Genomic DNA, 13815 nt, shown 5'->3' on the forward strand with positions numbered 1-13815 from the left:
AGATGAGCCGTCTTTTTAGCTACGCTTAACTAAAATGTGTATCGCTATTCGCTAGCGCAGATATTGGTGGCTAAATGCCGGCGCCGGTTGAGGGCTACAAATTAAATAGCCTTGTATTAAGTCTACCTGATGATGAGTTAATGCCTCGCGCTGGGCGTTTGTTTCTACTCCCTCGGCCACTACCTTTAACTTTAATCCCTTGGCCATGCCGGTAATGGCAGCAAGTATAGTTTCGCTGCCTAAGTTGTCACCCAATTGTTGAATAAAGCTTTGATCAATTTTTAAGGTCGTAATAGGTAATTCATGTAGATAACTCAAAGAGGAATAACCGGTGCCAAAGTCATCCATGGCAATGTCACAGCCAAGGGCGCGTAGCTCTTTTAATAGCGCGATGGCTTGTGATTGTTTATTCAGTAATACGCTTTCCGTGAGTTCAAAGTTTAATATGCCTTTAGGCAAGGCAAATTCTTGATATAGCGCCTTAATATCTGACACTAAGCTTTGCTGCCAAAACTGTTGAACCGATAAATTAATGGCAACCGGTGGCGGCTGTAGACCCTCATCTAACCATTGGCGTAATTGGCGCGCTAAGCTTCGCATCAATAACTGACTTAATGGCTGAATAAGTCCAGAGCGCTCGGCTAAAGGAATAAAATCGCTGGGTTGAATATCGCCTAATTGGGGGTCGTGCCAGCGGGCGAGAGCTTCTATGCTAACCACTTGATTGCTCGAAAGCTCAACTAGCGGTTGATAATATAAGCTTAAGCCGTGACCGGAGTCGATGGCATTGCGCAGTGCAGTTTCCATAGTTAGCCACAGATGCTCTTGTGCATCTAGGGTGACACTATAAAGGCGATAGCTATTGCGCCCTTCTAATTTAGCGCGATACATAGCGGCATCGGCATGTTGTATCAGCTGATGAGCATCACTGGCATCATCGGGATAAAAGCTAATGCCTAAGCTACAACCCACCCTAAAAGAGCGCTGATTTAAAATAATCGGTTGGCCTACGGCTTCTATTAAACGCCGGGCAATGGCGGTGACTTCTTCTATACCGCTGATATTTGGCAATAACACAATAAATTCATCTCCGCCAAAGCGGGCCAAAATATCGCTTTCTCGTAATCGAGCCGTCATCCGCTTAGACACTTCGAGTAGTAATTCATCGCCTGCGCTGTGGCCTAAGCTGTCATTAACTTGTTTAAAGTGGTCTAGATCAATAAATAAAACGGCCAGTAATTGCTGATGACGATGGGCATGGCGAAGCGCTTGCTCGAGTCTGTCTTCCAATAATCGCCGATTAGGTAATTGGGTCAGCGTATCGTAATAAGCCAGTTTTCGAACCCGCTCTTCATTTTCTCGAATATGAGTAATATCGCTAAAAATAGCGGCAAAGTGACTAATATTGCCCACTTCGTTTTCAATGCTGGTGATGGTTAATAATTCTAAATAAAGCTGTCCCGATTTTCGTCTATTCCAGATCTCGCCTCGCCAATACCCTCTTTCCGCCAATACTTTCCACATGTTTTTATAAAAATTATCATCATGACGACCAGAAGACAAAATAGCAGGGGTTTTGCCGACCACTTCTTCCGCCGTATAGCCGGTGGTATAAGTAAAAGCGGGATTAACAAATTCAATATTGCCCCGAGCATTAGTGATGATTACCCCCTCTAAAGAGGCGGCGATAACACGCTCGGCTAATTGTAAATTTAGTTGGGGGTGGCGCAGTGCTTGATCGCGAAGGTTCATAGCGTGGGTTAAATCGCTAGTATGATGGCTGCGGGCGCCGTCTAAAATATGACGAAATCCTACTAAGCCAATAATACCTCTACCTTCAGGCCCTTTAACGGCTAAATGGCGCAACCTGTTATCAATCAGTAAGTCGCGAGCCCGTAATAAGGTATCTTCTGCAGTTAAGCTTAATAAAGGACGACTGGCTAACTGGCTTAATGGCGTATTCCCTGGATGCTCGGCCACAAAGCGCACCATATCGCGCTCAGTAATAATACCGTATCCGTGTTTGCTACACTCAATAACGGCAGCATCTTGGCGCTTTGCGAGCATAAGCGGCGCGAGATCACCTAAAGTGAGACGACCGGGTAATACTAACGGATTTTTATCCATGGCCTGCGCTATGGTACGCAAACTTAAATACAGCTCTAATCCTTGCTTAAAGAGAATGTCGGTTTGTGACACTATTCCCTGTGGGCTACCCTCATCATCGACCACTAATAAATGGCGCAAGCCTTGTTGGTTAAAGCGCTCAGCGACCTCTGAGATAGGCATAGTTAGGCCTATAGTACTGACCGGACAGCTCATGACCTCTTTAATCGGTCTTAGCATGGCATCAGGATCGCTAAAGTCCAGCCGTAGGCTGTCATGCTCAGTCCAAATTCCAATCGCTTGGCCTTTTTCCACCACTAACATTGAGCTAAAACGCATGTCAGCCATGCGCTCGGCGGCCTGTTTAATCGAGGTCTCTGGGCTGCAGCTTAATAAGCTGCGATGCATAATGCGCTCTACCGCAAGTTGCGCGGTATTGGTCTCTAAGTCTAACACGCCACACCATTAAAAAAATTTAGGCAAAGATTAGCACGTTGCTCTAAAAACGTAGAATAAATTAATTACCAAAATGCGAAAAATAACTTTTGGGTTAAATTTTGGCTAAATAGCAAGTAAACTCAGATTGTTTTATCGCTGTTATAAATATAAAAAATCAACGTCTTATGCTATAAGCACAAGCTTGGCGCAATCGGATCATCAATTCGAAACCAGCCGGCAATGCTTAAGCGATCACGGTGGGCGGGCAGGACTTCATGAGGAAACTCATCGGCTAAAAAGCACACCAAGGTGCCTGCGCTAGGAAGAATGCGATGCACCGGCTCGGTCCCGTTAGCAGCATAGACCACCAGCTCACCGCCATGCTCGACTTGCCAGTCATCATTTAAATACAAGACGGTGGTAATTCGTCGGTTACTACGGCCACGAAACGCATCGAGGTGTTTTTTATAAAAATCCCCTGTTTGGTAGAGCGCATAATGGCATTCGTAATCTTTAAGACCTAGAAATAATTCACGATTAAGAGTGTGCTTTAAGCGACTCATTAACGCTAAATAATACTGCTGGATAGGGCGATCACCCTCAAGCCAACGGGTTTTATCACTGCGAATGTTGCCATTAGTTTGCAGAGCGTGCGCTCTACCGATGCCGGCGGGGGAGAGTTCATGTTCGCCTAAGCTTAATACATCGTGGCGAAGACTGGCCACAATTTGACTATCAATAAAATTGGGAAAGACGCCAATTCCAGGACCGGCTAAAGCCGCTATAATATCGCTAAAATCTACTTCAAACTTTGCCACTGCATTCACGATACACCCTCCATTAGGAGCGCTTATTAACACAGATTGCAACCCGTCTAGCCAGAAAGAAAAATTGCACGTGACACCCTATAATAATGGGCCTTTCTTTCAAAATAGTGGGGCTGCCGCTTGATTGCCTCTCGGCATTCACAAGATAGCGGCTATTGATAACTAATACAAAAAACTATTATTTTACAAAGGCTTGACCTTTTAAATAAGGCCAAAATTAACGAATGCTGCCATTCGCTAGATGAGATAGAGCGGCTTGGGTAAGGGCAGGGGGCCCGATAACAGGAACCTAACATCTTAGCGCAGAATGCTCACCCACCCGAGCATTCTTAAAAGCGTAAGACAAATCAGCAGAAAGCTTAGTGGACGGCGAGAGGAGTCTTAAGAGGCTCATCGTCTTGCATTAAAAAGCCAAGCTCTTCAATTTCTAACAGTAATTGCTGGGTCGCCATCATGGTTTGTTGCATTATCCAAATAAATTGCTGCTCACTCATGCCTACTTGCGTATGCAAGTAATGAGCAACGATTAAACGTGGCAAGTTATCGTCTACAATATCCACAAACACCTTAAGGCTTGGGTAATTCATATTTAAACGCCCCAACTCGGCCATTAATACCAATAGGGCTGTGGGTCTAATTTCAATTTCACTGGTAAGTAGCGCGCCTTCTTGCTCTACAAATAACCGACTTTCTAACACCCCTTCTAAGGCTTGCAGCTCAGAAAAATGAATGCCGTGGCAGTTTTCACACACATAATGTTCAATGTAGCTGGCACTTAGCCAACGCATGGCAGTTTCTGCAGTTAACACGCAAACTCCTAACGGGTACAAAGAGCGTTAGTGTAAACCAAAGGCAAGAGCAGGAGAATCACTGGCTTAAGTTATTAGCCATACTCGGGTCTCAGTTGCTTTTAAAACCAAAACGAGGAATGCTGAGCAAACATCGTTAAGATAAGGAACCCTTAATGTGAAAACTCTGCTAGCTGCAATTGATTTGGAGCCAGGCTCCGCTTTAGTCGTTAAAAGAGCGGCGAAACTTGCCGAGCGGCTCAAGGCAAAGCTGCATTTAGTGCACGTGGTAGATGATGCACTCACCTTATATGAGCCTATGGTGGAGATATCGGTTCGCCATCGTCTTACCCAAGCGGCGCAAACGGCGTTGCACTCTTTTTATAGCTTGTTACCTGAGACATTAATTGCCCATACCAGCTATCAAGTCTTGTTAGGGAAACCTCATCAAGCGCTGGCTAAGTATATTAGTCAATCACAGGCAGACTTATTAATTGTGGGGCGCCATCATATAGAGCCGTTGCGCGATCTGTTTGTGGGTACTACCGCCGAGCGATTATTGCGCCACTGCGATATCCCTTTACTAATGGTCAGCGTTGACTCAGTAGAGCCCTACTTACGGGTGATGGCGGCTACCGATTTTTCTCGTAGCTCCCACCATGCTCTACAAGCGGGATTGTGGTTAGCGCCTGATGCGAATATTCATTTAGTGCATGTTTGCGACCCCCCTTTATGGGCTTTGTACGCTACGACAAAGACGATCTAGAGCGATTATTAGCAGATAAAAAAGCGCGTTTAGCACAAGAAGTGGCCAGTGAAATGGCCTATTTTTTAGCGGATGATGATCAAAGTCGTATTACCAGCCAAGTGCTTACCGGCAATGCGCAACAATGCTTAACGGATACTGTCAACCTAACCCAGCCGCAGTTATTAGTCTTAGGTACGCATGGTCGACAAGGCATCAGTCGCTTATTGATTGGCAGTGTGGCCACTACTTTTTTAAGTACCCTACCTTGTGATGTGTTAGTGGCCAGATAATAAGTGACGGTGTTAATAGGCCCTATTCACTGGTGGCCTATTAAAAAGAGGTTACGCAAACTTAAAGAGCGCAGGCCAGTCTTGGTCGCTATGTCCTACCACCAAAAAATACGGATTGAGTAACTGTTGGGTATTGGCGTAGCTTAGAGGCTGCCCTGCGAGAGTTAACACCTGACCGCCCGCTTGTTCGACCACACATTGCGCCGCTGCCGTGTCCCACAGTGAAGTGGGGCCAAGGCGGGGATAAACATCGGCACTGCCCTCAGCGACTAAACATAGTTTTAACGAGCTGCCCATGGCAATGCATTGATGCTCTCCTAATTTTTCAAGAGAAGCCGGCATGGCGTCACCGGCGTGAGAGCGACTGCCCACTACTTGCCAAGGTCGCTGGCCTTCATAGTGCGCCACTTTTAGGGTATGGCTGTGGCCATGCTCATCAATTTTTTGTGCCCCCAGTCCGCAAGCAGCGCGATAGCAAATATTTAAATCGGGGGCATATACCACGCCTAAAGTAGCTCGACCTTGTTCAATAAGCGCAATATTGACACTAAATTCTCCATTACGTTTTATAAACTCTTTAGTGCCATCGAGTGGATCAATTAACCAATAACGACCTTGTGCATCTGCGCCACTGAACGCGGCAGTATCTTCTTCAGACAGAATAGGTAAAGCAGGGCTGAGGCGGGTTAAGTGTTGCACAATAAGGTGGTGCGCTTGCTGGTCGGCCAGCGTTAATGGTGAGTGATCCGCTTTTTCACTGACGACTATGGGTTGGCGATAAACTTCCATAATGGCAGCGCCGGCATGGCGAGCCAGCTGTTCAATTTCATCGAGTAATTCAGGGCTAATAAGCGTTGGCACAAGGCACTCCCTAAGGGTGGTGTATCTAGGTTATATGCATTTATGATATAAAAAGTTAAAGCTTATGCCTATTTAAACCTTATACCTTTGTGTTCCAAGGGGGGGCTATTTTTATTACGCCGTCATGCAAGCTTTAAGTAGCACAATAATAGAGCAATAAATTCGTCCATACTTTGAAGTTTTCGCCCACAGTCGGTATCCTATTGCACCTTCGGCGTTCGCGCCTATCTTCTTCGTTTGTTAACTGTGAGTTTGCTTCTTGATTTCCTCCAATAATATCACTATGCAATTTGGCGCTAAGCCGCTGTTTGAAAACATTTCTGTTAAATTTGGCGACGGTAATCGCTATGGCTTAATTGGCGCTAATGGTTGCGGCAAATCTACCTTTATGAAAATTTTGGGTGGTGATCTCGAACCCAGCTCCGGCCATGTAAGCCTAGATGTAAATGAGCGCTTGGGTAAATTGCGCCAAGACCAATTTGCCTATGAAGACTTTCGCGTCTTAGATGTCGTTATGATGGGTCACACCGAATTATGGGCGGCCATCCATGAGCGGGATGCTATCTATGCGAATTTAGAAGCGACAGACGATGAATATATGCGCGCCGCTGAATTAGAAGGGTTAGTTGCTGAATATGATGGTTACACGGCAGAGGCACGTGCCGGTGAGCTGTTGTTAGGCGTCGGCATTAGTGCTGAGCAACATAATGGCCCTATGAGCGAAGTGGCCCCTGGTTTAAAGCTGCGCGTATTATTAGCACAAGCGCTTTTTTCCGACCCCGAAGTATTGCTCCTTGATGAGCCCACTAACAACTTGGATATTGACACCATTCGTTGGCTAGAAGGGGCGCTAAACGACCGTAACAGCACCATGATCATTATTTCTCACGACCGTCACTTTTTAAACAGTGTGTGTACGCACATGGCGGATTTGGATTATGGGGAGTTGCGCGTTTATCCGGGTAATTACGACAGCTATATGTTGGCGTCTACTCAAGCGAGAGAGCGCTTAATGTCAGATAATGCGAAAAAGAAATCGCAAATTGCTGACTTACAATCTTTTGTGGCCCGCTTTAGTGCGAACGCGTCTAAAGCACGCCAAGCCACGTCTCGGGCTAAGCAAATTGATAAAATTGTGCTTGAAGAGGTAAAAGTCTCCAGTCGCCAGCATCCTTTTATGCGCTTTGAGCAAGAGAAAAAGCTCTATCGTAATGTACTTGAGCTTGAGGATCTCAGCCAAGGTTACGATGGTAATGTATTGTTAAAAGATATTAATGCATTGGTAGAAGTGGGCGAGCGCGTCGCTATTTTAGGGGCCAACGGCATTGGTAAAACCACACTCGTAAAAACGCTGGTGGGAGAGCTAAAACCCTTAAGCGGGCGCTGTAAATGGTCTGAGAACGTAAAAATTGGCTATTATGCCCAAGATCACGCTACCGACTTTTCTATTGATATGACAGTGTTTGACTGGATGAGCCAGTGGCAGCAAGCCGATGACGATGAGCAAAGTGTACGCAGCGTCTTAGGGCGGTTATTGTTTAGCCAAGATGACATTAAGAAAAAAGTAAAAGTGTTATCTGGTGGTGAGCAAGGGCGTATGCTGTTTGGTAAGTTAATGATGCAAAAGCCCAATATTTTGGTCATGGATGAGCCGACTAACCACTTAGACATGGAATCTATTGAGTCGCTTAATATGGCTTTAGAGCTGTATCCTGGTACCTTAATTTTTGTATCTCATGACCGCGAGTTTGTGTCTTCACTGGCCACCCGTATTTTAGAGCTCAGCGAAGCAGGTCTTAAAAACTTTAGCGGTACCTATGAAGAGTACTTGCGCGAGAAAGGCGTGGTGTAACTTATAATGTGCTAAAAAAAGCCCCGCAAGCTGATGGTTGCGGGGCTTTTTTAATGTGCTATCTAAAAGTCAAGCTTTATTATTTTAATATTAATAAGGTGCAGCTGGACTCTTGTAACATGAGGTCGGTAATACTGCCTAGCAACCACTGGCGGATCCGCGAATGCCCATAAGCGCCCATGATCACTATGTCTATGTCATGTTGTTGCTGATAATTTAACAAATGTTTTTTTACTTCACCTTGTAACAAAGCCGAGACGGCTTTTAAGCCGGCGACTTCGAGTTGCAAGCGAGCGACTTCTAATTGCTCTAAATTCTGTGGATCAGGATCTGCCACCATCACTAAATGACATTCTATGCCTTTAAATAGCGTGGAGCTGGCCAACATATCCACGCCTTTACGGCAGGTTTCACTGGCATCAAAAGCCAGCATCACTTTTTTCGGATCCTTAAAGCGCTCCCATGTTAATAACAACGGCTTATCTGTGGTGCGGATCACATGCTCCACATGACTGCCTAAGCGGCTGGCATCTTCGTCGTCGTTAGCGCCTTGGCGACCTAATACCAATAATTGGCAATAGTCATCATATTGTTCAATTTCATCCACTAAGCGACCCACCCGCTGTACGGTGCGCGGCACCGGATAGCCGCTATCGCTTATATGTAGACTGGCTTGGTCAAGAATTTGGCGGCTGTGCGCTTTTGCTAGCGCTTCGCGCTTTTTATCTAAGTCGGCTAATTCTTGCGTCACATTATCTTGTAGCGTTAAGCTGGCAGCCCCACTGATATTAAATAGCAGAGTCGGCTCAGACTTAGGGATGATATTGAGTAAGACGAGAGAAGCACCCAGTCGGCTACTGGCCCACGCGGCGTAATCGCACACAGTAGCGGTATGCAATGAGCCATCAATACAGGCTAATACGTTTGTCTTCATAGTCTTTATCCCGTTGATTATATAATTGGCGTTAATAGCACGAATCGCGGGGGCGTCGATTCAGATTTAATGTAGCATATATTTAACAATTATTGGCTTTCTCACGTTATTTTTAACAAGCGTGTTTTTAGCCAGCGCATTAGCGCAAAATAAGTAAGGGCACTTTGGCTTGTTTAATCATCGACAAAGTAATGCTGCCCAGTAATAACTGGCGAATTCGGGAGTGGCCGTAAGCGCCCATCACCATCATCTCTAGCTCAAACTCACTTTGATATTCGCTTAATGTGGTCTCTACATTGCCGGATAAGATGCGCGTTAAAACGGTCATATCTGCTTGTTGCAACATGACCTGTGCCCAATTCATTTGCTCTTGATGCTCTGTATTGTCCTCACCCACTAAGACTAAATGGACCTCTAAGCCACTTAAAAGCGGACTATTGGCTAATTGCGTAATGGCTTCGCGAGTGCGCGAGCCACCATCAAAGGCAAATAGTACTTTTTTAGGCGCTTTAAAATAGTCTTTCGTCAGTAAGATGGGGCAGGGCAGCGCGCGGGTAATGGCCTCCACGTGGCGCCCTAAATTGGGTGAGTCCACAGAAGAGTTAGCGCCGTGGCGGCCCAGCACTAATAACCGCGAGCTAGGAGCAAATTCAACTAAGGTCTCTAAAAGATCGCCGTGACGTTGAATGGGACTGGCTAATACGCCACTTTTTAATACATGAGCTTGGGCGGCCTCTAATAATAAGCGACCTCGTTCACTGGATTGCTTGTTTTGCTTAGCATCTAAGTCGCTCAAATAAGCTAAAAGTTGCTCTTGGCTACCTAGCCCTATACTGCCACTGAGATCTGGCGGTATCGGTGCGGGAATTTTATTAGGCACATGCAACAATTGTAATGGCGCCCCAAGTCGCAAACTGGCCCAAGTGGCGGCATCGGCTACCGCATTGGCATAACGCGAGCCATCAATACAGGCCACTACATTGGCTTTATTATTGATAATATTGGTTGATAACGTATTTGGCATACCAGAGTCCCTTATGATTGGGTGAGCTTTATTGTTGCTGCCTCTTGATGAGTACCAAAGCGATCCACTAAGGTTTTACTCGCTTCATTTAAGCCTATAATTTCCACCTCAGCGCCTTCTCGTTTAAAGCTTAATACCACCTTATCCAAGGCAGCGATGGCACTAATGTCCCAAAAGTGAGCGCGACTCACATCGATGCGTACCCGAGTGAGCACTTCTTTAAAGTCAAATGCGGCAATAAATTGCTCAGTAGATGAGAAAAACACTTGGCCAACCACCTGATAGTCTCGCGTGTGCTTTTGCGCTTGATGATGGGTGATACTTAGCAAGCGACTGATCTTATGAGCAAAAAATAGAGCACTTAACAACACACCTACTAATACGCCATACGCCAAATTATGGCTATAAACGACGGTAGCGACTGTGGCTAACATCACGATATTTGAGCTAAGAGGGGTGCTTTTTAAGCTAGTGACCGAACTCCAGCTAAAAGTACCGATGGATACCATTATCATCACAGCGACTAAGGCCGCCATGGGGATCAGCGACACCCAAGGTCCAAGAAAGACCACCATTAATAATAATACGACGCCGGCGGTGAGGGTGGATAAGCGACCGCGTCCGCCTGATTTAATATTAATCACCGACTGGCCAATCATGGCACATCCCGCCATACCGCCAAATAAACCGGTTACCAAATTAGCGACGCCTTGCCCTTTACACTCACGGTTTTTATCACTGTGACTATCGGTTAAGTCATCAAGAATAGTGGCGGTCATCATCGACTCTAATAAACCGACAATGGCTAATGACAAGGAATAAGGGAAAATAATAGCGAGGGTGGCAAAATTAACAGGCACATCGGGTAATAAAAACATAGGTAAACTATTAGGAAGCTCTCCCTTACTGCCCACATTGGGGATGTCGAGTCCTAAATACACGGTGACCAGCGTTAAGCTCACAATGCACACTAAAGACGAGGGTAATACTTTGCCTACCTGTGGGATCAGGGGCAGTAAATAAACAATGGCCAACCCTGCTAGTGCCATGGCATACACATGCCAAGTCCCACCGAGCAGCTCTTCTATTTGCACGATAAAAATTAAAATAGCCAGCGCATTAACAAACCCCGTTACTACCGAGCGGGATACAAAGCGCATTAACTGCGCTAAGCGAAAATAGCCGACTAATAATTGCAGCACGCCACATAATAAAGTGGCGGCAAGTAAATACTGTAAACCGTGGTCTTTAACTAAAGTCACCATTAATAACGCCATAGCGCCGGTGGCGGCTGAAATCATCCCTGGGCGCCCTCCGGCAAAGGCGATCACCACTGCCATGCTAAATGAGGCATATAAACTGACTTTAGGATCGACCCCTGCGATAACGGCAAAGGCTAAGGCCTCTGGGATCAAGGCTAAGGCCACCACTATGCCCGCCAGTACATCGGCACGAATATTAAAAAACCACGTTTGTTTTAGCTGGGCTAACATATTGCTGATTCCTAAAGTACCCATTATTAATTAAATATGTTCACTTAACAGTTAGCCAAGGCTAATTAGCTGCTAAGGTTTGATAGCTTTGATAATTTTTGGGGATTAGACTCAATGACATGGCGAGCAAAGCCACTGCCGGCTTCTTCATAAATATTAAAAATATCATCCGCCCCTAAGTTGCGTAACTGTGCGCCCTCATCGGGATAGCAAATAATGGCCGCGACTCGGCCTTTAAAGTGGTTATAGCGAATTTGCTCTAAGGCGTATAAGTTACCGGCGTGATTTGGCATGGCGAGAAAAATATATTGTAACTGCTCACTGATGCTGGTTTTGTCCCAAAAATCCGAGTCCGAGGCATCGCCCTCAATGGCGTTAATATGCAAATTATTTAATAACGCCACTTTTTTTGAGTCGCTATCTATGCCCAATAACTGGCTTGGATAACGAGACTCGAGCTCCATATAAGCACCTTGGCCGATGCGGCCCATGCCCACAATTAACACCCGCGCATCACCTAAAACAATGGGTCTATCATCTTTATGTAAGTGAGGATGCTCGCTGGGATTAAAGCGTGCCATTAAGCGTCGATATAAGGCTTCATTGTGGCTATTAATAGGCGCTGATACCACAAAAGAAGTGGCCAAGGCTAAAGAGACTACAATTGCCCAGTCATTACTTAATAAGCCTTGTTGGGCGGCAAGAGCGGCCACAATTAAGCCAAATTCGGAGTAATTAGAAAGAGTAAATGTGGCGAGTAACGAGCTACGAATACGCAGTCGTGAGCGGCTATATAACCAGTAATATAAGAGGCTTTTTATCGGCAGTGCCAGCAATAACAGCGCGGCAATCCACACCGCATCCCAAGTGGGGAGTCCCTTTAAACCGATACTCAGAAAAAAAGCGATTAAAAATAACTCTTTCATATTAAAAAATGACTTAGCCAGCGCCGAGGCGCTGTAATGAGAAGCCAGCATCATGCCAACAATTAATGCACCTAAGTCGCCTTTTAAGCCGACTAGCTCAAAGCCGCCCGCCCCAATGACTAAGGCTAAAAACATAGCAAATAAGGTTTGTAGCTCACCATGGCCAATGTGCGCTAAAATTTTAACAGCCAGCCAACGTACCAGCGGCAAAAACACCAATAACCCTAGCGCCCATGGGCTGGGAACTTGTCCTTTAGAGATGGTTAAAAATGCCACGGCAAATAAGTCTTGCATAACCAGCACACCAATAGCGATACGACCATAAAAGGTATTCATATCACTGCGCTCTTCCAGTACCTTGACGGCAAACACAGTACTGGAAAAACTTAATGCAAAGCCCATTAACAGCGCTTGGCGCCACTCCAGCTGCGCGGCTAGGCTAAAGCCCACACTTTTAATGAGCAATAATACCAGCGCAAAAAACAAGGTTGAAAGAATAATATGGCCACTGGCCGTGCCCCATACTTCTTTTCTAAAGAGCACTTTCAGGTCAAGCTTAAGCCCAATACTAAATAGCAATAAGGTCACACCTAAACTCGCCAGTGTCTCTAGGCCTTCATTACTGTGATAACCCATGGCGTTTAAAATAAAGCCGGCAATTAAAAAGCCAATTAAGGGCGGCAGTTTAATTAAATAAACCGCCAAGCCACAGCCAAAAGCCACGGTAATGAAGGTTGCGTCCATAAGCGTATTGCCTTTTTAAAAAACTAAAAAATATCTATTTCAGCCACTGAGCCATACACATGCTGCGGGCGAAAAGGCATGGTGTCGATATCACTCATTTGACTCACGCCACTGAGCACTAAGACGGTTTCCAGACCGGCTTGAAAGCCCGCTAAAATATCGGTGTTTAAATTGTCACCAATGATGAGCGTATCGTCGGAGTGCGCGTCCATGTGATTAAGCGCGGCGCGAATAATCCAAGCACTGGGCTTACCCACATAAAAGGGTTTTTTGCCCGTCATGCGCTCAATGGGCGCGCATAATGCGCCACAGGCAGGGTGCATATGCGGGCCGTGGGTGTCGGGGTTAGTAGCAATAAAACGCGCGCCCTCAGAGACAAAACGAGCGGCCATTTGCATCATGGACCAATTATAATTTCGAGTTTCGCCGACCACTACAAAGTCTGGGTCAATATCGGTAATAGTAAAGCCGGCTTTATATAGCTCATGGATCAAGGCGCCCTCGCCAATCACATAAGCTTTTACACCACTTTGGCGTTGTAAAAAATCTGCCGTCGCCATGGCTGAGGTATAAAAGGATGACTCAGACAGTGTAATTCCCACCGATGCAAAGCGATTTTGCAGATCCTTAGGCGTTTGTGCAGGGTAATTGGTTAAAAATAATAAATTGGTGTTTTGTTCTAGCAGACGTTCTACAAAGGCATCGGCACCGGTGATGAGATCATTGTTGTGTAAAATAACGCCATCAATATCGCAAATTACATTTTTCTTTTTCACTTACTGCT

General features: G+C 45.7%; 12 protein-coding genes. 3 read left to right on the forward strand and 9 right to left on the reverse strand.

What is annotated here, in order from left to right:
- Window positions 1-51: 51 nt before the first annotated feature.
- The 3 genes from CBP12_RS02895 to CBP12_RS02905 form a co-directional block, all read right to left on the reverse strand.
- On the reverse strand, window positions 52-2562 hold the full coding sequence (locus CBP12_RS02895; protein ID WP_232455131.1) for an EAL domain-containing protein: 2511 nt from the start codon (window positions 2560-2562) through the stop codon (window positions 52-54).
- A 170-nt stretch (window positions 2563-2732) separates the two neighbouring features.
- A complete protein-coding gene (locus tag CBP12_RS02900; protein WP_232455132.1) occupies window positions 2733-3371 on the reverse strand; it encodes a 2OG-Fe(II) oxygenase in 639 nt (212 codons plus the stop codon).
- Between the two features lie 359 nt (window positions 3372-3730).
- Window positions 3731-4159, reverse strand: a complete 429-nt coding sequence (locus CBP12_RS02905) for a YbjN domain-containing protein (protein WP_086965328.1) — start codon at window positions 4157-4159, stop codon at window positions 3731-3733.
- 178 nt (window positions 4160-4337) lie between these two features.
- On the opposite strand from CBP12_RS02905, the gene CBP12_RS02910 reads away from it, so the two are divergent.
- The gene (locus CBP12_RS02910) at window positions 4338-4925 is read left to right on the forward strand and encodes a universal stress protein (protein WP_232455133.1); all 588 of its coding nucleotides are present in this window, start codon (window positions 4338-4340) and stop codon (window positions 4923-4925) included.
- Window positions 4877-5197 carry a universal stress protein gene (locus CBP12_RS13655; RefSeq protein ID WP_232455134.1) on the forward strand — a complete coding sequence of 107 codons (321 nt, stop codon included), beginning with the start codon at window positions 4877-4879 and terminating at the stop codon, window positions 5195-5197. The genes CBP12_RS02910 and CBP12_RS13655 overlap by 49 nt, the downstream gene beginning before the upstream one ends.
- 51 nt (window positions 5198-5248) lie before the next feature.
- Here the strand turns inward: CBP12_RS13655 and cysQ are convergent, their stop codons facing one another.
- The gene (cysQ, locus tag CBP12_RS02915) at window positions 5249-5986 is read right to left on the reverse strand and encodes a 3'(2'),5'-bisphosphate nucleotidase CysQ (protein WP_408634968.1); all 738 of its coding nucleotides are present in this window, start codon (window positions 5984-5986) and stop codon (window positions 5249-5251) included.
- 331 nt (window positions 5987-6317) lie between these two features.
- On the opposite strand from cysQ, the gene CBP12_RS02920 reads away from it, so the two are divergent.
- Window positions 6318-7910, forward strand: coding sequence for an ABC-F family ATPase (locus CBP12_RS02920; RefSeq protein ID WP_086962784.1), 1593 nt, complete (start codon window positions 6318-6320; stop codon window positions 7908-7910).
- Between the two features lie 79 nt (window positions 7911-7989).
- Here the strand turns inward: CBP12_RS02920 and CBP12_RS02925 are convergent, their stop codons facing one another.
- From CBP12_RS02925 to CBP12_RS02945, 5 genes are all read right to left on the reverse strand, one after another.
- Entirely contained in the window at window positions 7990-8844 is an 855-nt protein-coding gene (locus CBP12_RS02925) for a universal stress protein (RefSeq protein WP_086962785.1), read from the reverse strand.
- Window positions 8845-8983: 139 nt separating this feature from the next.
- Window positions 8984-9868, reverse strand: coding sequence for a universal stress protein (locus tag CBP12_RS02930; protein WP_086962787.1), 885 nt, complete (start codon window positions 9866-9868; stop codon window positions 8984-8986).
- A gap of 11 nt (window positions 9869-9879) precedes the next feature.
- Entirely contained in the window at window positions 9880-11361 is a 1482-nt protein-coding gene (locus tag CBP12_RS02935; protein WP_086962789.1) for a SulP family inorganic anion transporter, read from the reverse strand.
- Between the two features lie 65 nt (window positions 11362-11426).
- The gene (locus CBP12_RS02940; RefSeq protein WP_086962791.1) at window positions 11427-13031 is read right to left on the reverse strand and encodes a cation:proton antiporter family protein; all 1605 of its coding nucleotides are present in this window, start codon (window positions 13029-13031) and stop codon (window positions 11427-11429) included.
- 23 nt (window positions 13032-13054) lie between these two features.
- Complete coding sequence (locus CBP12_RS02945; RefSeq protein WP_086962794.1) at window positions 13055-13807, reverse strand: HAD-IIA family hydrolase; 753 nt, start codon at window positions 13805-13807, stop codon at window positions 13055-13057.
- Window positions 13808-13815: the final 8 nt, after the last annotated feature.

This window comes from Oceanisphaera avium (assembly GCF_002157875.1).
Lineage (GTDB): Bacteria > Pseudomonadota > Gammaproteobacteria > Enterobacterales > Aeromonadaceae > Oceanimonas > Oceanimonas avium.